The organism is Variovorax sp. GW821-FHT06D12 (assembly GCF_059419205.1).
Map to the genome: position 1 here is coordinate 408,930 of NZ_JBWKRI010000006.1, position 19,662 is coordinate 428,591.

Sequence of the window (19,662 nt, forward strand, 5' to 3'; positions counted from 1 at the left end):
GAATTGGCGAAAATAGCCACAACTTCCCCCCGATTTCATGGCCAAACGAATCATTCTGAGTTACCCCGACAAGCGCCTGCACACGGTGGCCAAGCCGGTGCAGGGCGTGGACGCGCGCATCAAGACGCTGGTTGCCGACATGCTGGAAACCATGTACGACGCGAGCGGCATCGGCTTGGCCGCGACCCAGATCGACGTGCACGAGCGCGTGGTCGTGATCGACGTCTCCGAAGAGCGCAACGAGCCGATCGTGCTCATCAACCCCGAAATCACCTGGGCCAGCGACGAAAAGGTGCTGAATGAAGAGGGCTGCCTCTCGGTGCCCGGCATCTACGACGGCGTGATGCGCTCCACCTCGGTGAAGGTCCAGGCGCTCGACGCCGACGGCAACACCCACACCATCGAGGCCGACGGCCTGCTGGCCGTGTGCATCCAGCACGAGCTGGACCACCTCATGGGCAAGGTGTTCGTCGAATACCTGTCGCCGCTCAAGCGCAATCGCATCAAGAGCAAGCTCCTCAAGCAGCAGCGCGAGGACATGAAAGAAGCACGGGCATGAACCGTCGGGCTGCGTGGTCCTTGCTGGCCGCCGCGGGACTGCTGTTCCTGGCGGGCTGCGTCAGCGAACCCACGCGCATCCAGCCCGGCACCTCCGCCGCCGAGACCCTGCAGCGCCTGGGCGCGCCCACCGGCCGCTACCCGCTCAACGGCGGCGGCGAGCGCCTGCAGTATTCGCGCATGCCGGCCGGCTTCGAGGTGGTCGACATCGACCTCGACGCGTCCGGCAAGGTCGTCTCGGTGACCCAGGTGCTCACCGAGGCGCGCTTCGACCACGACATCCAGGTCGACCGCTGGCGCCAGAACGAGGTGCTGGCCTTCTACGGCAAGCCCTACGAAATCAGCCGCGTCAGCTCCTTCGACGGCACCGTCTGGACCTGGCGCTACAAGGCCATCAACGAGCGCCGCATGCTCTATATCTACATCGACCCCACCGGCGTGGTGCGCCGGTACCACACGGGGGATGACCTCGAATTCGAACGGATCCGGGATTGAGCGCGTTGAAAGTCGTTTTTGCGGGCACGCCCGAGTTCGCGCGCGTCGCCCTGGAGGCCATTGCCGCCGCCGGCCATGACATCGTCGGCGTGATGAGCCAGCCCGACCGGCCCGCCGGCCGCGGCATGAAGCTGCAGGCCTCGCCCGTCAAGCAGTGCGCCGTGACCCACAACTGGCCCGTGGCGCAGCCGCGCAGCCTGCGGCTGGACGGCAAGTACCCCGACGAGGCCACCGCCGCGCGCGACACGCTGCTGGCGTGGCAGCCCGACGTGATGGTGGTCGCGGCCTACGGGCTGATCCTGCCGCAGTGGGTGCTCGACCTGCCGGCGCACGGCTGCCTCAACATCCACGCCAGCCTGCTGCCGCGCTGGCGCGGCGCGGCGCCGATCCACCGCGCCATCGAGGCCGGCGACGCACAGACCGGCATCACCATCATGCAGATGGACGCGGGCCTGGACACCGGCGACATGCTGCTGCGCGAGGCGCTCGACATCGCGCCCGGCGAGAACACCGCCCGCCTGCACGACCGCCTGGCCGCGCTCGGCGGGCGCATGGTGGTCGAAGCGCTGGCGCAGATCGGGCAACTCACCCGCACGCCGCAGCCCACCGAAGGCATCACCTACGCCCACAAGGTCGAGAAGCACGAAGCGCTGATCGACTGGACGCAGCCGGCCGCCGCCATCGTGCGCCGCGTGCTGGCCTTCGATCCGTTCCCCGGCGCCAACAGCCCGCTCGGCGGCGAGACCGTCAAGCTCTGGGCCGCGCACGTGGCGCCCGGCCCTGCAGGCGCCGCGCCCGGCACCGTCGTCTCGGCCGACGCTACCGGTGTCGCCGTGGCGGCCGCCGATGCGACCGTGGTGCTCACCGAACTGCAACGCCCGGGCGGCAAGCGCCTGCCCGCGGCCGATTTCCTGCGCGGCTTCGACCTGAAGGCCGGCCAGGTCTTCGGCTGATGTTCCTCTCGCCCACGCTGCGCCGCCAGCCCGAGTTCCGCGCCGGCATGCGCGACATGGCCTCGGCCGCGCTCGGCATCGGCGCCTGGGGCCTGATGACCGGCGTGGCCATGGTCAAGTCGGACATGAGCGTGCTCGAGGCCGTGGCGATGACCCTGTTCGTCTACGCCGGCAGCTCGCAGCTGGCCGCCATCCCGCTGCTGGCCGCGGGCGCGCCGGCCTGGGTGATTTTGGCGACGGGCTTCTGTGTCAACCTGCGCTTCGTGGTGTTCAGCCTGCACCTGCGGCCCTACCTCATGCACATGCCGCGCTGGCGCCGCCTGCTGCACGGCTACCTGACGGCCGACCTGAGCTACGCGCTCTTCACGAAGCAGTACACAGCCCCGCCGACCACGCCCGCCGAGCGGCTGTCGCAAGAGGCCTACCTCACCGGCAACTACTTCGTGACCTGGTGCGCGTGGATGGGGATGAGCCTGCTGGGCATCGCGCTGGCCAACTTCATTCCGCAGACCTGGGGCCTGGGCTTTGCCGGCGTGCTGAGCCTGGTGGCCATCGTCTGCTCGATGGCGACGACGCGGCTGCGCGTGCTGGCCGCGCTCATCGCGGGCGCCACGGCGGTCGCGGCCTACGCGCTGCCGCTCAAGCTCAACATCGTGGTCGCGATCGGCGTGGCGGTGCTGCTGTGCTTCTGGCTCGAAAAGCAGTTCGGGCTCGACCCCGACGCGGAGGACGACAAGTGAGCGGCGGCGGCACCGACTGGTGGTCCCTGGCCGTGATCGCGGGCCTCGCCGGCGTCACCGTGCTCACGCGCTGCTTCTTCTTCATCCTCGACCGGCCCTGGGGCCTGCCCGAGTGGGCGCACCGCGCGCTGCACTACGCGCCGGCCGCCGCGCTGGCCGGCGTGATCGCGCCCGAGATCGTGATGACGCAGGGCCACCTGATCACCACGCTGCACGACGCCCGCCTCTACGCGGCGGTCGTCGGCGGCGCCTACTACTTCTGGCGGCGCGGCGTGCTCGGCACGATGCTGGCCGGCATGGCGGTCTACCTGCCCCTGCACCTCGGCCTGGGCTGGTGATCGGCTCAGACTAGTCGAGCTTCACGCCGGCGGTCTTGATGATGTTGCCCCAGCGCTCGCTCTCCGCGCGCGAGAGCTTGTAGAAGTCCTGCGGCGTGCCAGGCAGCGCCTCGAAACCGAACTCCGCAAACAGCTTCACCACCTTCGGTGCCTTCATCGCCTTGTGCAGCTCGGTGTTGATGCGCGCCACGGCCTCGGGCGGCATGCCGGCCGGGCCGATCAGGCCGTGGAAGGCGTAGGCGTTGACGTCGCTGAAGCCGGCCTCGACGAAGGTCGGCACCTCGGGCAACGCGCTGGCGCGCTGCGGCAGCGCGATGGCCAGCACGCGCACCTTGCCCGACTTGATGATCGGCAGGCCCGAGGCCAGGTCGAGCATCATCGTCGGCACCTGGCCGCCCATCACGTCGGTCATGGCGGGCGCGGCGCCCTTGTACGGCACGTGGGTGATCGTGAGGCCCGCCTTCTGCTTGAACAGCTCCATCGCCATGTGGTGCGGCGAGCCGTTGCCGGGCGAGGCGTAGCTCACCTTGTCGGGGTTGGCCTTCACGTAGCGCACGAACTCGGCCACGTTCTTCGCGGGAAAGTCGGGGTGCACCACCAGCGCCACCGGGAAGCGCCCGATGGTGCCGATGTAGGTGAAGTCGGTCGCCGGCTTGTAGGGCAGCTTGGCGAACATGTGCTCGTTGAACAGCAGCGCCGCGTTCTCGGCCTGCATGATCGTGTAGCCGTCGGGCTTGGCCTGCATCATCACCGACACGCCGATGTTGGTCGACGCGCCGGGGCGGTTGTCGATGATCAGCGGCTGGCCGAGCGACGGCTGCATGGCCTCGGCGAGCGAGCGCGCGAGGTTGTCGGTGCCGCCGCCGGCCACGTAGGGCACGATCCATTTCACGGGCTGGCTGGGGTAGGCCGCAGGCTGTGCCGACGCGAAGGGCGCGGCGGCGAGCGCGAGGGTCGCGGCCAGCAGGGGAAGAAGGCGTTTCATCGTTTTTGTCTCCGTTGCTTTGTTGAAAATCGGTGAGGGGGCGGCTCAGGTGCCGCGCAGGACCTGCCAGAGTTCGCGGTCGCGCTCGGCGGTCCACACGACCGGGTGCTCGATGCCGCGCAGCTCGTCGTAGGCGCGCGAGACGTCGAAGGGCAGCACGTGCTGGAACACCGGCCAGCCGCCGAAGCGCGGCGTCATGGCCGCCTCGGCGCGCGCGAAGCAGCCCTTGAGCGTCTCGCCCGCGGCGATGCCCGCGCGCACGCTGTCGAGCAGCGTCGAGAGAAAGTCCTTCGTGAGCCCGATCGCCTCGGCGCAGGCGGCTTCGCCCTGCAGCACTGCGCCGCGCCCGGGCACCAGCACGCGCGGCTTGAGCGCGCGCACCGCGTCGAGCGTGCCGGCCCAGTCGCCGATGTAGGCGTCGCCCGCGTACACGCCGCAGTGGTTTTCGACCACGTCGCCCGCAAACAGGACGCCGCTGTCGGGCAGCCAGGCCACGGTGTCGCCGCTCGAATGGCCGCGGCCCAGCGCCATGAGCCGCAACTCGCGGCCGTCGCCCAGCGGCAGCGTCATCTCGCGTTCGAAGACCGTGGTGGGGAAGGTCAGGCCCGGAATCTCTTCCACGCCCGCGAACAGGCGCGGGAAGCGGCCGACTTCCGATTCGAAGTCGGCCTGGCCGCGCGTGCGGATCCAGTCGAGCGTGCCGTTGCTGGCGACGATCTCCTGCACCTCGTCGAAGGCGCTCGCGCCCATCACGCGCACCGCGTGGTAGTGGGTGAGCACGATGGTGCGGATCGGCTTGTCGGTCACGCTGCGGATCGCCGCGAGGAAGTCGCGCGCCATGCGCGGCGTGGGGCGCGTGTCGATCAGCACCACCTGCTCTTCGCCGACGACGAAGCCGCAGTTGGGATCGAAGTCGCTGATGTAGCCGTAGGCGCCCGGGGCGAGTTCCTGCAGCCGGGGCTTCTGCTCGCGGGTGTCGGAGGCGGAAGCGAAAGAGACGGTGGCGGTCATGGGATGGGTGTCGTGGTCGTGGAGGTGTCTTCTTCGGCCTCGGCCGCCGCGTCGATGCACGCGAGCAGCACGGCCTGGTCGGCGCACTGGTTGGCCAGCAGCAGCACGAGGCGGGCGTTGAGGTCGGCGCTCTGCGCCTCGGCGCGGCCTTCGTGCGCGGCCAGCAGGGCGGCGTAGAAGCCGTCTGGGTCGGGGATGCGGGGCTCGGTGATCATGAGGACGAAGCGGTGAGTGCGAGCGCCGTGCGGACGGCGGCGGCGATCGTGTCGGAGGTGGCTTGCGCAAGGAGCGCAGCGCGGTAAGCATCGGGGCGCACGAGCACGAAGCCACCCACGCTGGGGTCGATGCCGAGGTGGCGTGCCAGCGTCTCATCGGCTTGCAAGGTCGGCAGGCCGCTGTCGCCGCCCACGGCCAGCAGGCGCAGCGGCAATCCAGCCGTGGCATCGCGCGCGGCCTGGGCCTGCGCGCGCGTCGGCGCGAACCACAGGCCCAGGCACTGCGTGCCCTCGGCCAGCAGCTGCATCAGCGTGGTCTCGCGCCCGTCGGCCCAGCGCAGTGGCAGGTTCTGCACCGTGCGCCCGCCTTCGGGCAGCAGCGGCGCGGCGGGGTAGTCGTTGGCGACCGACATGCGGCCCGTGTTGACCAGCGCACGCGCGAAGGTGTGGCGCTTGGCCAGCGCCACCACAGCGCGGCGCAGCGTGTGCTCGGCCGGCGAGCGCGGCGCGAGGAAGCGCGCGGAACGGCTCGTGACCGTCAGGTTCTCCTGCGCGGCCGGGCGGCGCTCGGCGTCGTAGCTGTCGAGCAGCGCGTCGCCGACCTGCCCCTGCGCGACCAACGCGAGCTTCCAGCCGAGGTTGGCCGCGTCCTGGATGCCGGTGTTGCCGCCGCGCGCGCCGAAGGGGCTCACCACGTGCGCGGCGTCGCCGATGAAGCACACGCGGCCGTGGCGGAAGCGCTCGAGCAGGTGGTCGCGGTAGCCGTACGGGCCGATCCACACGAACTCGAACGCCACGTCGGGCCCGAGCTGTTCGCGCAGCCGCGCACCGGCCACCTCGGGGCGGCTGATCTCGGCCGGGTCGCAGTCCTCGGGCATCTGGTAGTCGATGCGCCACACGCCGTCGGCCATCAGGTGCTGCCACACGCCGCGGCCTTCATTGAAGGGCGCATCGACCCAGGTCCAGCGCTCGGTGGGCAGCGGCTTCTCGAAGCGCACGTCGCTGATGCACCAGCGGTCGGTGCTGCGCGAGGCATGCGATGCCACGCCGAGCTGCGTGCGGATCGGGCTGTTCGCGCCCGTCGCGTCGATCAGGTGATCGGCCTCGATCGTGTAGCTGCCGGCGGGCGTCTCGATGTCGATGCGCACACCGTCGGCCAGCGGCTCGACGCGCGTCACGCGGCTCTTCCAGCGCAGGTCGGTCACGCCGAGTTCGAGAATGCGATCGACCAGGAACCACTCGATGTAGAACTGCTGCAGGTTGATGAAGGGCGGCTGCGTCGAGACGCTGCTGGCCTGCAGGTTGAAGTTGTAGACCTCTTCGTCGCCCGAGAAGGTGCGCCCGAACGACCAGGTGACGCCCTTGGCCGCGATGCGTTCATAGATGCCCAGGCGCTCGAAGATCTCCAGGCTCTTTTGCGCATAGCAGATGCCGCGCGACGAGGCGCCGCGCACGCCCACGGTGTCATCCTCGTCGAGCAGCACGGCGCGCACGCCGCGTTGCGCGAGGTCGCAGGCCAGCGTGAGGCCCGAGGGGCCGGCGCCGACGATCACGACCGGGTGGCGCACCACCTGCGCGCTGCCGAGTTCGGGCGGCGGCGTGAAGGGCCAGACCGGCAGCTCGTAGGCCGGTGCGAATGCAAAGTTTTCCATGGCTCTTCTACAGCGCGTGCGCGAACTCGGCGATGGCATCGGCCGCATGCGGAATCAGCTCGGGCTGGCCCGCCAGGTAGTGGTTGCCACCCACGATGTCGACGTTGCGGATGCGCGCGCCGCCCGCGGCCATCCAGGCGTCGCGCGTGCTCGGGAAGGTCGACTGGTCGCCGGTGTAGGTCAGCAGCAGCTTCGGCACCGTGGTGCGCGCGAGGTTGGTGGGCCCATCGGCCTGCGAGCGCGACGACCACTGCGAGAGGAAGGCGGTCAGCGAGGTGGTGCGGCCCATCGCGTTGGCCGCATAGTTCACCTGCCGCGCATCGCCCCACACGCTGCCGGGCAGGCGCGCGTTCGCATCGAGCGACAGGTCGACGCAGCGCGGATCGGCGTGCGTGCGGTAGACGACGAAGGTCTGGTCGCGCGGCGCGCCGGGGGTGCCGCGCAGCAGCGCGAGGCGCTCGAGGCACCACTGCTCGATGCGGTCCAGCCGTGCCTTCTGCGCCGCGCTGAAGCGCGCGAGAAAGTCTGCCTCGTAGGGCACGCGGTGGCGCGGGTCGTACATGTCGAGCGCGGGGTCGACCGAGAGCGGGTCGTGCTCGTCGGTGACCGAGGGGTCGATCCAGTCGCGCATGAGCCGCGTGCGGCCCAGGTGCGCGGCGCACAGCGCGAGGCCGTCCACGGGCGGCAGGTCGCTGGGGTGCAGATGGGTCGGGTCGCCGTCGGGCAGGTGCGTGGCCGTGAGCTGCTCGGCCTGCGCCTGGTAGAAGGCCGCGAGCGCCGCGCCGCCGGAGTTGCCGACCAGGAACACCTTCTCGTAGCCGGCCGCGCGCAGGTACTGCACGCCGGCGCCCAGGTCTTGAATCGCACGCTCCATCAGCAACACCGTGTCGTTGCCGACGAAGCGCGAGTTCAGGCCCATGCAGCAGATGCCGCGCTCGGCCAGCGGGCCGATGAGGTAGTGGCCCATGAAGTTGCTGGTCGGGTGCATCACGATGGCCGCGATCTTTTTCGGCCCCGGCGGCGCGCGGAAGGCGCCGTAGATGCGCGGGCGCAGCAGCTGCAGGCCCGACTGGCTGTCCATGGCCGCGCCGGGCTTCACGTCGATGACGGCGAGTTGCAACTCAGACATGCGAGGCGCCTTTCGCTGCGCGAAGCGCCGCCTTGCGCGCGGTCCACGCGTCGAGGTCGGCATGGGCATGGCGCGCGTGCGCGTCCATCTCGGCCTGCGGCACGGTCGGCGTGGTGAGTTCCACGCGGATGCCGTTCGGGTCGAAGAAGTAGATCGACTCGATGATGTGGTGGTCGGTCACGCCCAGCACCTCGATGCCCGCGCCTTCGAGCCGCGCCTTGGCGGCCAGCAGGTCGGCCACCGAGTCGACGCGCAGCGCAATGTGGTTCACCCACGAAGGCGTGTTGGGCGACGGCAGCGCGGCGGTGTCGTCGCCCAGGTCGAAGAAGGCGATGTACGCGCCGTCGCGCATCTGGAAAAAGATGTGCACGTAGGGGCAGTACTCGCCCGTGCTCGGCACGTGGTCGTTCTTGATGACGTGGGCCAGCGGCAGGCCCAGCAGGTCTTCGTAGAAGTGGCGGGTTTCCTCGCTGTCGCGGCAGCGCCAGGCGAAATGGTGCAGCCCGCGAATGGGGGGCGCGGACGTGGGGGCGGTCGTCGTCGGCATGCGTGTCTCCGTTGAGGCCGCGATTGGGCAATGCGGCGTCTTATGATGCAATCGAAATTAATTCATCGATTGATGAAATAACCATATATATGAACCTCACCCTGCGCCAGCTGCGCGCCTTCGCCGCCGTGGCCGAAACCGGCAGCTTCACCACCGCCGCCGGGCAGCTGCACCTCACGCAGTCGGCGCTCAGCGTGCTGGTGCGCGAGCTCGAACGCGAGATGGGCGTGCAGCTGCTCGACCGCAACACGCGGCGCGTGCAGCTGTCGGAGGCGGGGCGTGAGTTCCTGCCGTCGGTGCACCGGCTGCTCGGCGACCTCACGAGCGCGGTCGCGGGCGTGACCGATTTGCGTGACAAGAAGAAAGGGCTGTTGCGGCTCGCAGCGCCGCAGCTCATGGCCTGCACGCTGATGCCGCGCGTGATCGCCGCCTACCGCGAGGCCTACCCCGACGTGGACGTGCGCCTGGCCGACACGCTGCCCGAGCACCTGCTGCTGGGCGTGGCGGCCGGCGACGTCGAGCTGGCCGTGGGCCAGGACGTGGCGGTGGACGCCGCCGCCATCGAGCGCCGCACGCTCTTCCGCGACCGCCACTGGCTGATCTGCCCGCCCGGCCACGCCTTTGCCAAGCGCCGCAAGGTGCGCTGGCACGAGTTGGGGCCCTACACCTTCATCGCGCCCACGCGCGACTTCCGCCAGCGCGTGCTGCCCGAGCTGGGGGCCGAGGAGCGCGCCTTCCTGATGCGGCCGGGCACGCAGGAGGTGTCGTACATGACGACCGCGCTGGGCATGGTGGCCTCGGGCCTGGGGCTGACCGTGTGTCCGACCTACTCGGCGTCGCTGGTGCGCGCGCACGGGCTGCAGATGGTGCGGCTCGAGTCGCCCGACTTCCACCGCGAGGTCTGCGTGTACAGCGCGGCGCGGCGCTCGCTGTCGCCCGCGGCGGCGAGCTTCGTCGGCATCCTGGAGCAGTTCGCGACCGCGCAGCCGAAGGCCTGAAAAAGCATCACCGCCCCGCAAGAGACGCGCAGGGGCGCCGGAGGGCGAAAACTACAATGCGGGCAGTCCCGTCTTTCACCATCCTCAGACCCATGAACGTCATTCGATTCACCGACCTCTGTGCGCAAGGCAAGGCCGCCGGCCAGCGCGTCTTCATCCGTGCCGACCTCAACGTGCCGCAGGACGACGCCGGCCGCATCACCGAAGACACGCGCATCCGCGCTTCCGTGCCCTGCATCCAGCTGGCGCTCGACGCCGGCGCGGCCGTGATGGTCACCTCGCACCTGGGCCGCCCGACCGAAGGCGAGTTCAAGCCCGAAGACTCGCTGGCGCCCGTCGCCCAGCGCCTGGGCGAGCTGCTCGGCCGTGAAGTGCCGCTGGTGGCCAACTGGGTCGACGGCGTCGACGTCAAGCCCGGCCAGGTCGTGCTGCTCGAGAACTGCCGCGTCAACAAGGGCGAGAAGAAGAACGACGAAGCGCTGGCCCGCAAGCTGGCCGCGCTGACCGATATCTACGTGAACGACGCCTTCGGCACCGCCCACCGCGCCGAAGCCACCACCTACGGCATCGCCCAGTTCGCCAAGGTGGCCGCGGCCGGCCCGCTGCTGGCGGCCGAGATCGACGCCATCACCAAGGCGCTGGCCCAGCCCAAGCGCCCGCTGGTCGCCATCGTGGCGGGCTCGAAGGTCAGCACCAAGCTCACCATCCTCAAGAGCCTGTCGGCCAACGTCGACCAGCTGATCGTCGGTGGTGGCATCGCCAACACCTTCATGCTGGCCGCGGGCCTTTCGATCGGCAAGTCGCTGGCCGAGCCCGACCTGGTCGACCAGGCCAAGGCCGTGATCGACGCCATGCGCGCGCGCGGCGCCGACGTGCCGATTCCGGTCGACGTGGTCACGGCCAAGACCTTCGCGGCCGATGCGCCCGCCACCGTCAAGGCCGCCACCGACGTGGCCGAGGACGACCTGATCCTGGACATCGGCCCGAAGACCTCGGCCATCCTGGCCGCGCAGCTGCGCGAAGCCGGCACCATCGTCTGGAACGGCCCCGTGGGCGTGTTCGAGTTCGACGCCTTCGCGGGCGGCACAAAGGCCATCGCGCAAGCCATTGCCGAGAGCAGCGCCTTCTCGATCGCCGGCGGCGGCGACACCCTGGCGGCCATCGCCAAGTACGGCATCGAAAAGCAGGTCGGTTACATCTCGACCGGCGGCGGTGCCTTCCTCGAGGTGCTGGAGGGCAAGACCCTGCCGGCCTTCGAGATCCTGGCCAAGCGCGCGGCGGGCTGATTCCGGCGGCGGTCCGGCCACGGGAGGGAAATCCCCCGTGGCGACTGACTTCCGTTCGACACACAAAGTGTATACAGTAGCGAATACAAAACGGAGACCCCCTTCATGAGCTCGGACCGCATCCCCCGCCACGCCACCAAGATCGTCGCCACCCTCGGCCCCGCCTCCAGCACGCCGGAATTGCTGGAACAGATGATCCTGGCCAAGGTCAGCGTGGTGCGGCTGAACTTCAGCCACGGCACGGCGCAGGACCACATCGACCGCGCCACCATGGTGCGTGAGGCGGCCCGCAAGGCCGGCCGCGAAGTGGCCATCATGGCCGACCTGCAGGGTCCCAAGATCCGCGTCGGCAAGTTCGCGCAGGGCAAGATCTGGCTGGAGCCGGGCGCCAAGTTCGTGCTCGACGCCTCGCGCACCGAGCTGGGCGACGTCGACGCTGTGGGCCTGGACTACAAGGACCTGCCGCGCGACGTGAAGCCCGGCGACAAGCTGCTGCTGAACGACGGCCTGATCGTGCTCACGGTCGACGGCGTCAAGGGCGAGGCGGTGCACACCACCGTCAAGCTGGGCGGCGAGCTGTCGAACAACAAGGGCATCAACAAGCAGGGCGGCGGCCTCACGGCGCCCGCGTTGACGGCCAAGGACATGGAAGACATCAAGACCGCGATGAGCTTCCAGGCCGACTACGTGGCCGTGAGCTTCCCCAAGAACGCCACCGACATGGAAATGGCGCGCCAGCTGTGCAACGTGGCGGCCGCCGAGTACGGCCACAAGCCCGGCATGATCGCCAAGATCGAGCGCGCCGAGGCCATTCCGAAGCTGGAAGAAATCCTGCGCGCCAGCGACGGCATCATGGTCGCCCGCGGCGACCTCGCCGTTGAAGTCGGCAACGCCGCCGTGCCGGCGCTGCAGAAAAAGATGATCCGCATGGCGCGCGACATGGACAAGGTGGTCATCACCGCGACCCAGATGATGGAGTCGATGATCACCAACCCCGTGCCCACCCGCGCCGAGGTGAGCGACGTGGCCAACGCCGTGCTCGACGGCACCGACGCCGTGATGCTCTCCGCCGAAACCGCCTCGGGCCGCTACCCGCTCGAGACCGTCCAGGAAATGAGCCGCATCTGCGAAGCCGCCGAGGCCGCCGAAGACAAGACGCTCGACGCCGACTTCAGCGGCAAGACCTACAGCCGCATCGACCAGTCGATCGCCATGGGCGCGCTGTTCACGGCGCACCACCTGGGCGCCAAGGCCATCGTGGCGCTGACCGAGTCGGGCTCGACCATCCTGTGGATGAGCCGCCACCGCGCGCACATCCCCATGTACGCCCTGACCTCGCGCCTGGCCACGCAGCGCAAGCTGGCGCTGTACCGCAACGTGCGCCCGCTGCTCATGGATTCGGAAAGCGACCGCGACACCGCGCTGCGCCAGGCCGAGAGCCACCTGAAGAAGCGCGGCATCGTGCAAAGCGGCGACGTGTACGCCATCACCTGCGGCGAGCCGATGGGCGCGCCCGGCGGCACCAACATGCTCAAGATTTGCCGCGCGAGCTGAGTTCGTTCGCAGCAAAGCAAAGGCCGGCACATGCCGGCCTTTTTCATGCCGCCGTCTGGTTCAGCCGTTGCGGAACAGGAAGCTGTAGGCGTTCAGCGCGGGCACACCGCCCAGGTGCGCATACAGCACCTTCGAGCCCGCCGGGAATTCGCCCAGCCGCACTTTCTCGATCATCCCGTGCATCGACTTGCCCTCGTACACCGGGTCGGTCAGCATGCCCTCGAAGCGCGCGCTCAAACGGATCGCCTCCAGCGTGCCCTCGTTCGGCAGCCCGTACTCGGGCCCGCCGAAGCGTCGGTCGAGCACCACGTCCTTCTCGGTGATGTCGCGGCCCAGCTCGACCAGCTCGGCCGTGTTCTTCGCGATGCGCAGGATCTGCTCGTAGGTCTGCTGGGGCTTGGCCGAGGCGTCGATGCCGATCACGCGGTCGGCCCGGCCGTCGGCCGCGAAGCCCACCACCATGCCGGCCTGCGTGCTGCCCGTGACCGAGCAGACCACGATGTAGTCGAACTTGAAGCCGAGCTCGGCCTCTTGCTGGCGCACTTCCTCGGCAAAGCCCACGAAGCCCAGGCCGCCGCGCGGGTGCTCCGAGCAGCCCGCCGGGATCGGGAAGGGCTTGCCGCCGGCCGCGCGCACGTCGGCCATCGCCTGTTCCCAGCTCTGGCGGATGCCGATGTCGAAGCCCGCCGCGTCCAGCCGCACGTCGGCACCGAGGATGCGCGACATCTCGATGTTGCCGACCCGGTCGTACACCGCGTCGGAGTAGTTGACCCAGTTCTCCTGCACCAGCACGCACTTCAGGCCCAGGTGCGCGGCCGCTGCGGCCACCTGCCGCGTCTGGTTCGACTGGATGCCGCCGATCGACACCAGCGTGTCGTAGCCGCCTTCGAGCGCCTCGGGAATCAGGTACTCCAGCTTGCGCGTCTTGTTGCCGCCGAAGGCCAGGCCGCTGTTGCAGTCCTCGCGCTTGGCGTAGAGATCGACCTTGCCGCCCAGGTGGGCGCTCAGGCGCTTCAGCGGCTGGATCGGCGTGGGGCCGAAGGTCAGGGCGTGGCGGGGGAATTTCTTCAGGTTCATCGACGCAGCTCCAAAAGCGGTGAGGGGTTGAAGCTGTCAATCGTAGGAAGAAGGCTTTGCAATGTGCTTGCGAAATTGGCTGGCTTCGTCGCTCAAAAGAAGGCAGGATCGCCATACAGAAGGCTTTTCATCCGGAAAGGAAGCCATGAGCACAACAAAGTTGCGCGCCCCGACGGAGCTCGACCGCACCGACCGCGCCATCCTGCGCGCCCTGCAGCGCGACGCCTCGGTGTCCAACGTGGCGCTGGCTGCCAAGGTGAACCTCAGCGCGCCGGCCTGCCTGCGGCGGGTCGAGCGGCTCCGGGCCGCGGGCTTCATCAAGGGCGTGGTCGCCCTGCTGGACCCCGACGCACTCGAGGTCGGCATGCTCGTGATGATCGGCGTGGTGCTCGACCGCTCCACGCCCGACTCTTTTGCCGATTTCGAGAAGGCGGCGCAGAAGGTGTCGGGCTGCCTCGAATGCCACGTCGTCACGGGCGAATTCGACTACTTCATGCTCGTGCGCACCCGCGACAACGACAGCTTCAACCGCCTGCATGCCGAGCAGTTGCTGTACCTGCCGGGTGTGCGGCAGATCCGGACCTTCGTGGTGCTCAAGCAGGTGCTGTCGACCACGCAGTTGCCGATCTGAAAAAGTTGAAAAAGAGCTGCGCGCCAGTACCCGTGGCGCCCGGGGTGGCGTCGGCCCTGTCCCACAAGGGGGCTCGGTAGAATCGGGGTAGTTTTCTCCCGACTTTCCGCCTTCTCTTTTTCCCGTCTTTTTCTATTCCCACGAGGTATTTCCCATGGCACTCGTCTCGATGCGCGAACTGCTGGACCACGCCGCCGCCAACGGCTACGGCATTCCGGCCTTCAACGTCAACAACCTCGAACAGGTCCAGGCCGTCATGGAGGCCGCCAAGGAAACCGGCGCGCCCGTCATCCTGCAGGCCAGCGCCGGCGCCCGCAAATACGCGGGTGAAGCCTTCATCAAGCACCTGATCCAGGCCGCCATCGAGCAGTACCCGAACATCCCGCTGGTGATGCACCAGGACCACGGCCAGAGCCCGGCCATCTGCCAGGGCGCGATCGACCTGGGCTTCTCGTCCGTGATGATGGACGGCTCGTTGCACGAAGACGGCAAGACGCCCGCTTCGTTCGACTACAACGTCGACGTGACCCGCAAGGTGGTCGAGCTGGCCCACAAGGTCGGCGTCACCGTCGAAGGCGAGCTGGGCTGCCTGGGCTCGCTCGAAACCGGCATGGCCGGTGAAGAAGACGGCATCGGCGCCGAAGGCGTGCTCGACCACGCCTCGCTGCTCACCGACCCCGAGGAAGCCGCCCAGTTCGTGAAGGCCACGCAGCTGGACGCACTGGCCATTGCCATCGGCACCAGCCACGGCGCCTACAAGTTCACGCGCAAGCCCACGGGCGACATCCTGTCGATCCAGCGCGTGAAGGAAATCCACGCCCGCCTGCCCAACACCCACCTGGTGATGCACGGCTCGTCGTCGGTGCCCCAAGACCTGCTGGAAATCATCCGTAAGTACGGCGGCAACATGAAGGAAACCTACGGCGTGCCCGTCGAGGAAATCCAGGAAGCCATCAAGTACGGCGTGCGCAAGATCAACATCGACACCGACATCCGCCTGGCGATGACCGGCGCCGTGCGCAAGTTCCTGGCCGAGAACCCCGAGAAGTTCGACGCCCGCGAGTGGCTCAAGCCCGCACGCGAAGCCGCCAAGCAGATCTGCAAGCAGCGCTACATCGAGTTCGGCTGCGAAGGCCAGGGCGCCAAGATCAAGGGCGACACGCTGCAGGTCGTTGCCGCCAAGTACGCCAAGGGCGACCTGGCGCAGCAAGTCATCTAACGAAGACAGACTGCGCGCCGCAGGCCACCGCTCGCGGTGGCTTTTTTCTGCGCGCACAATCCGCTTTTCCCGTCACCGTTTCCCAGCCGAGCATCCGTCCATGACCACCGTTCACACCTCTTCCATCCAGAGCCTGCCCCTGCTTGCGCGCGGCAAGGTGCGCGACAACTACGCCGTCGGCGAAGACCGCATCCTGATGGTCGCGAGCGACCGGCTCAGCGCCTTCGACGTGATCATGGGCGAGCCCATCCCGGGCAAGGGCGAGATCCTCACCAAGATGGCGCTGTGGTGGTTCGACCGCCTGGGCGCGCTGTGCCCCAACCACCTGACGGGCGAGGCGCCCGAGAGCGTGGTGCAACCCGACGAGGTGGCGCAGGTCACGGGCCGCTCGATGCTGGTCAAGCGCCTGCGTCCGATCCCGGTCGAGGCCGTGGTGCGCGGCTACCTGGCTGGCAGCGGCTGGAAGGAATACCAGGACAACCGCGCGGTCTGCGGCGTGCCGCTGCCCGAGGGCCTGACCAACGCGAGCAAGCTGCCGCGCCCGATCTTCACGCCCGCCGCCAAGGCCGCGGCCGGCGAGCACGACGAGAACATCAGCTACGAGCGCGTGGTCGAGGTCGTCGGCCCCAAGCTGGCGCAGCAGATCCGCGAGGTCAGCATCGCCATCTACGAGGCGGCGGCCCAGATCGCGCTCGCCAAGGGGATGATCATTGCCGACACCAAGTTCGAGTTCGGCCTGGACGAGAACGACACGCTGGTGCTGATGGACGAGGTGCTCACGCCCGACAGCTCGCGCTACTGGCCGGTCGAGGGCTACGAGGCCGCGCTGGCCGCCGGCACCAACCCGCCGAGCTACGACAAGCAGTTCGTGCGCGACTGGCTCGAGGCCACCAAGATCAACGGCAAGCCCTGGGACAAGACGCCCCCGGCGCCGCGCCTGCCGGCCGAAGTCATCGAGAAGACGGCCGCCAAGTACCGCGAGGCGCTGGACCGCCTCACCCACGGCTGATCTGATTTTTCGTCTTTAACGCGTCGTGCCGCTGCTCAGCAGCGCGACCGTGCGGCCGCTGCCATCGAGCAGCGCGAGCCGCCCCGGCGCCAGCCGGTAGCTGGCCGTGTTCTGCAGCGCCGACAGGAACTGCGCCTCGTTGGCGCCGCGCACCGGGTCCGCGCAGGCCATGCGCGTCGCGGCCATCTGGCCGAGCTTGAGCGACACGCCCGCGCGCGTGAACGATCCCGTGACGCGGTTGCAGCCGCCTGAACCACTGACCCGTCCGCTGTTGCGATCGAACTGCAGCTGCGCATCGCCGCCCGGCGCGATGGGCTCGTCGCCCAGCTGCACCAGGCGCCACACCGGCCCTTCGATCGGCTCGTCGAGGCTGATGCCGCTGCCGCAACCGGTCAGGGCGGTCAGCAGCAGCGCGGCCGAGGCAATGGCGGGGAGCGCGGTACGGCGGGCGAAGGAACGCATGGCCAATTTTCCTTTTCAATCTGCAACAAGTTAAAACCGGCGCCATCGTATGCGACGCCGTGGCCGGTGCGAAGACAGGCCCGATGGCGCATCCGGGCTTCTTCAGGCCCCGAGGGCCGCCAGGGCCACGCCACCCGCGAGGCGCGCCTCGACGCAGCGGCGCACGCTGGCCGGCGTGCCGTCCTGCGCCAGCAGCGCGGGCCACTCGGCCTGGGCCTGGCGCACCGTGTCGCGCGCGATGGCCATCAAGCGCGCCGGTCGCAGCAGCCCGGCCGCGCGCAGCAGCGCCTCCAGCGCCGGCCCGTCGAAGGCGCGCAGCGTGGCATCGATGGCGCGGTTGACGCCGTAATCGCGCGCCGGCACGTCCTCGAAGAAGGCGGCCACGCAGACCGGGTCGTACAGCGGCGCGAGCACCGGCGCCACGCCGTCGGGGTAGCGCAGCGCCCAGTTCTTCAGGTGCGCGTCGCTGTTGCCCAGCAGGATGAAGGCCACGAGGCGGCGCACGCATTCGCGCACGTCGGCCACCGGGTTCGGCGACAGGCGGTCGAGCACGCGCAGCATGGCGGGCCAGTCGGTGGCCAGGCCGCGGCCGTACTTCTGGCGCGGCTCGTACTGGAGCACCTGCGCGAACTCTTCCATGTGGATGCGCCCGCCCTCGGGCGTGCGGTCGAAGCGGCGCACCGCCAGGATCTGCGCGAAGGGCACCTGCTCGGGCAAGTCGGCGTCGGCGCGGTCGATCACGTGGGCCTGCGCGCAGTCGAGGCCGAGCGCGCCGCACAGGCGGTAGCCGGTGTATTCGTTGGCGACCAGGTCGGGGTGGCGCGTGCTCGGCAGCTTGAGGATGAACGAGCCCGCCGCGCCGTGGCGCTTGACCACGTAGCGGCGCCCGTCCTGCACCGCCGAGAACTTGGTCACCACGCCGGGGATGGCGGCGGCGTCTTCCACCGGCATCTCGACGAAGCCGGGTTCGAGCACGTCGAGCCCCAGCGCCGTGTGCCAGTGGCGCACGGTGTCGGGAATGCCCTCGGACGTGGGCACCGGTTCGACCTCGAGCGCGCCCATCAGGTCGTGGCCGGCGGCGGCCAGCAGCTCGAACTCGTCGTCGGCCGCGCAGCCACGCTGCTGCGCCAGGCGCTCGCGGTTGTGGCCCTCGGGCAGCAGGTTCTGGAAATAGCTGGGCCAGCGGCCGTCGCTGCGCGACACGCGGGTGTCGCGCGCCGAAGCGAGGATGGCGCGCGTGGCGGCCTCGTCGGCACCGCGGTACGCGAGGGACAGCGTGGGGCGGCCCGGGTCGGCGATGTAGGCCTCGTCGAAGGACACGCGCAGGATGTCGCCGTACTGCGAGAGGTACCCGATGGCGCGCCGCCCGCCTCCGGGCAGGTGCAGGTGCATCCGCAGGTAGCGGATGCCCGTGTTGAAGGCGGCGCGCGTGCTCACCGCCTCACCGGTCCTCGTCGGCCAGGCTCTGCGCGATGGACGGCGGTGCGCCCACGCCCGCCGGCTGGCCGAGCAGGCGCCCGCCCGAGCGCACGAAGTCTTCGAGCTGCGGGCGCAGGCTGGCGGGCACGGGCATCAGCTCGAGCCCCAGCACGCGCGCCATTTCGAGCAGCGTCGACAGGCGCGGATCGATCTGCCCGCTTTCGATGCGCTGCACCGTCATGCGCGACAGCCCGGCGCGCGTGGCCAGCGCTTCCTGGCTCAGGCCGCCGGCCTTGCGGGCTTTTTCGAGTTCTTCGGTCAGTTGGAGCATTGCAATGCGCTTTTATCGGAAATTGAGTAGCAATGTTATCTATATGGGGCGGTGGCGGCAATAAAAAAGCGACCCACAGGTCGCTTTCTTGTTCAATTGCGCACTGAAAGGCGCAATGCGTCGTTCAGCCGTTCAGCTCAACACCACGCTGCTCAGGCGGCGACGGTAAGTGGCCACCACCGGATCGTCCGGCGGAATCTGCCCGTCGGCGACCTTCACCTTCGGCGGCTCGATCACGTCGAGGATCGCGATGTAGGTCTTGCGCGCGAGGTCTTCGCTCCAGGTCTTGTCGCGCATGAGGATGTCGAGCAGCTCGTCCATCGCGTCGGTCCAGCGCTGCGCGGCCATCAGCAGGCGGGCGCGGTTGAAGCGGGCGTCGAAGTCACGCTTGTTGGCCGCGATCTTGTCGTCGAAGTCGCCCAGCGTCGGCGCCGAGCCGGTGACGGGTGCGGCGAAATCGATGGCGTCCATCCAGCGCTGCAGCGAATCGAAGCGGCGCACCAGCGTGGTCTTGGCGATCACCGGGGCAAAGGCGACCTTGGCGTCGTCGATGCGGCCTTCCTGCAGCAGCAGCTTGATGTAGTCGAAGCGCGCGTCGTCGTTGGCCGGGTCGGTGGCCACCGCGTGCTGCAGCTTCTCGAGCGCGCCCAGGGTGTCGCCCTCGGCCAGCGCGTCCTGCGCGGCGGCGCCTTCCGAAGCCGCCTCGGCCTCATCCGCGCCCGGCACGTGCTTGTCGAGGAACTCGCGGATCTTCTCGGCCGGAATGGCGCCCACGAAGCCGTCCACCGGCTGGCCGTCCTTGAACATCACGCAGAACGGGATGCTGCGCACGCCGAACATTTCGGACAGCTGCGAGGAAATCTGCGGCACCTTGTCGGCGTCCAGCTTGGCCAGCGTGAAGCGGCCGGCGTACTCGGTTTCGAGCTTTTCGAGCACCGGGCCGAGCTGTTTGCAGGGGCCACACCATTCGGCCCAGATGTCCAGCAGCACCGGCGTGGCGACCGAGCCTTCGATCAGCTCGGCCTGGAAATTTTCGAGAGTGATGTCGATCAT

At 69.0% G+C, this 19,662-nt stretch carries 22 protein-coding genes; 11 read left to right on the forward strand and 11 right to left on the reverse strand.

Translation table 11 applies throughout. The features are described from left to right. Positions 1 to 37: 37 nt before the first annotated feature. Genes def through AC07SQ_RS20880 form a run of 5 tightly spaced genes read left to right on the forward strand, consistent with a single transcriptional unit; the run spans position 38 to position 3,084 of the window. Entirely contained in the window at positions 38 to 559 is a 522-nt protein-coding gene (def, locus tag AC07SQ_RS20860; RefSeq protein WP_070063231.1) for a peptide deformylase, read from the forward strand. Next, entirely contained in the window at positions 556 to 1,053 is a 498-nt protein-coding gene (locus AC07SQ_RS20865) for a hypothetical protein (RefSeq protein ID WP_495272710.1), read from the forward strand. The genes def and AC07SQ_RS20865 overlap by 4 nt, the downstream gene beginning before the upstream one ends. Further along, positions 1,050 to 2,006, forward strand: a complete 957-nt coding sequence (gene fmt / locus AC07SQ_RS20870) for a methionyl-tRNA formyltransferase (RefSeq protein ID WP_495272711.1) — start codon at positions 1,050 to 1,052, stop codon at positions 2,004 to 2,006. Before AC07SQ_RS20865 ends, fmt begins: the two co-directional genes overlap by 4 nt. After that, a complete protein-coding gene (locus AC07SQ_RS20875) occupies positions 2,006 to 2,746 on the forward strand; it encodes an AzlC family ABC transporter permease (RefSeq protein ID WP_492730304.1) in 741 nt (246 codons plus the stop codon). Before fmt ends, AC07SQ_RS20875 begins: the two co-directional genes overlap by 1 nt. Then, a complete protein-coding gene (locus AC07SQ_RS20880) occupies positions 2,743 to 3,084 on the forward strand; it encodes an AzlD domain-containing protein (protein ID WP_095747259.1) in 342 nt (113 codons plus the stop codon). The genes AC07SQ_RS20875 and AC07SQ_RS20880 overlap by 4 nt, the downstream gene beginning before the upstream one ends. 10 nt (positions 3,085 to 3,094) lie before the next feature. Here the strand turns inward: AC07SQ_RS20880 and AC07SQ_RS20885 are convergent, their stop codons facing one another. From AC07SQ_RS20885 to AC07SQ_RS20910, 6 genes are read right to left on the reverse strand one after another with little or no spacing between them, the layout of a single operon-like run. After that, positions 3,095 to 4,069 carry a Bug family tripartite tricarboxylate transporter substrate binding protein gene (locus tag AC07SQ_RS20885; RefSeq protein WP_495272712.1) on the reverse strand — a complete coding sequence of 325 codons (975 nt, stop codon included), beginning with the start codon at positions 4,067 to 4,069 and terminating at the stop codon, positions 3,095 to 3,097. A gap of 45 nt (positions 4,070 to 4,114) precedes the next feature. Next, positions 4,115 to 5,080 carry an MBL fold metallo-hydrolase gene (locus tag AC07SQ_RS20890; RefSeq protein WP_495272713.1) on the reverse strand — a complete coding sequence of 322 codons (966 nt, stop codon included), beginning with the start codon at positions 5,078 to 5,080 and terminating at the stop codon, positions 4,115 to 4,117. Continuing rightward, entirely contained in the window at positions 5,077 to 5,295 is a 219-nt protein-coding gene (locus AC07SQ_RS20895; protein WP_495272714.1) for a DUF2783 domain-containing protein, read from the reverse strand. The genes AC07SQ_RS20890 and AC07SQ_RS20895 overlap by 4 nt, the downstream gene beginning before the upstream one ends. After that, the gene (locus AC07SQ_RS20900) at positions 5,292 to 6,947 is read right to left on the reverse strand and encodes an FAD-dependent oxidoreductase (RefSeq protein WP_495272715.1); all 1,656 of its coding nucleotides are present in this window, start codon (positions 6,945 to 6,947) and stop codon (positions 5,292 to 5,294) included. Before AC07SQ_RS20900 ends, AC07SQ_RS20895 begins: the two co-directional genes overlap by 4 nt. A 7-nt stretch (positions 6,948 to 6,954) precedes the next feature. Then, complete coding sequence (locus AC07SQ_RS20905; protein WP_495272716.1) at positions 6,955 to 8,076, reverse strand: alpha/beta hydrolase family protein; 1,122 nt, start codon at positions 8,074 to 8,076, stop codon at positions 6,955 to 6,957. Continuing rightward, on the reverse strand, positions 8,069 to 8,623 hold the full coding sequence (locus AC07SQ_RS20910; protein WP_495272717.1) for a VOC family protein: 555 nt from the start codon (positions 8,621 to 8,623) through the stop codon (positions 8,069 to 8,071). The genes AC07SQ_RS20905 and AC07SQ_RS20910 overlap by 8 nt, the downstream gene beginning before the upstream one ends. 89 nt (positions 8,624 to 8,712) lie before the next feature. Between AC07SQ_RS20910 and AC07SQ_RS20915 the strand changes: the two genes are divergently transcribed. From AC07SQ_RS20915 to pyk, 3 genes are all read left to right on the forward strand, one after another. Next, positions 8,713 to 9,621, forward strand: a complete 909-nt coding sequence (locus AC07SQ_RS20915; protein WP_062478283.1) for a LysR family transcriptional regulator — start codon at positions 8,713 to 8,715, stop codon at positions 9,619 to 9,621. 92 nt (positions 9,622 to 9,713) lie between these two features. Continuing rightward, entirely contained in the window at positions 9,714 to 10,907 is a 1,194-nt protein-coding gene (locus tag AC07SQ_RS20920) for a phosphoglycerate kinase (RefSeq protein WP_447748182.1), read from the forward strand. A 105-nt stretch (positions 10,908 to 11,012) separates the two neighbouring features. Beyond that, the gene (gene pyk, locus AC07SQ_RS20925; RefSeq protein WP_062478290.1) at positions 11,013 to 12,461 is read left to right on the forward strand and encodes a pyruvate kinase; all 1,449 of its coding nucleotides are present in this window, start codon (positions 11,013 to 11,015) and stop codon (positions 12,459 to 12,461) included. 60 nt (positions 12,462 to 12,521) lie between these two features. Here the strand turns inward: pyk and AC07SQ_RS20930 are convergent, their stop codons facing one another. Beyond that, on the reverse strand, positions 12,522 to 13,538 hold the full coding sequence (locus AC07SQ_RS20930; protein WP_495272718.1) for a 1-aminocyclopropane-1-carboxylate deaminase: 1,017 nt from the start codon (positions 13,536 to 13,538) through the stop codon (positions 12,522 to 12,524). Positions 13,539 to 13,683: 145 nt separating this feature from the next. On the opposite strand from AC07SQ_RS20930, the gene AC07SQ_RS20935 reads away from it, so the two are divergent. From AC07SQ_RS20935 to AC07SQ_RS20945, 3 genes are all read left to right on the forward strand, one after another. Beyond that, positions 13,684 to 14,169, forward strand: a complete 486-nt coding sequence (locus AC07SQ_RS20935) for an Lrp/AsnC family transcriptional regulator (RefSeq protein ID WP_070063218.1) — start codon at positions 13,684 to 13,686, stop codon at positions 14,167 to 14,169. A gap of 154 nt (positions 14,170 to 14,323) precedes the next feature. Further along, positions 14,324 to 15,388 (forward strand): class II fructose-bisphosphate aldolase, encoded by a 1,065-nt coding sequence (fba, locus tag AC07SQ_RS20940; protein WP_062478296.1) that lies wholly within the window; start codon positions 14,324 to 14,326, stop codon positions 15,386 to 15,388. A 100-nt stretch (positions 15,389 to 15,488) separates the two neighbouring features. Further along, a complete protein-coding gene (locus AC07SQ_RS20945; protein ID WP_062478299.1) occupies positions 15,489 to 16,397 on the forward strand; it encodes a phosphoribosylaminoimidazolesuccinocarboxamide synthase in 909 nt (302 codons plus the stop codon). Between the two features lie 15 nt (positions 16,398 to 16,412). Here AC07SQ_RS20945 and AC07SQ_RS20950 read toward each other — a convergent pair whose 3' ends face one another. From AC07SQ_RS20950 to AC07SQ_RS20965, 4 genes are all read right to left on the reverse strand, one after another. Beyond that, positions 16,413 to 16,859 (reverse strand): META domain-containing protein, encoded by a 447-nt coding sequence (locus tag AC07SQ_RS20950; protein WP_070063217.1) that lies wholly within the window; start codon positions 16,857 to 16,859, stop codon positions 16,413 to 16,415. Positions 16,860 to 16,961: 102 nt separating this feature from the next. After that, entirely contained in the window at positions 16,962 to 18,251 is a 1,290-nt protein-coding gene (locus AC07SQ_RS20955; protein ID WP_369632831.1) for a type II toxin-antitoxin system HipA family toxin, read from the reverse strand. 49 nt (positions 18,252 to 18,300) lie between these two features. Then, positions 18,301 to 18,609, reverse strand: coding sequence for a helix-turn-helix domain-containing protein (locus AC07SQ_RS20960; RefSeq protein WP_495272719.1), 309 nt, complete (start codon positions 18,607 to 18,609; stop codon positions 18,301 to 18,303). Positions 18,610 to 18,741: 132 nt separating this feature from the next. Beyond that, entirely contained in the window at positions 18,742 to 19,662 is a 921-nt protein-coding gene (locus AC07SQ_RS20965) for a tetratricopeptide repeat protein (RefSeq protein ID WP_495272720.1), read from the reverse strand.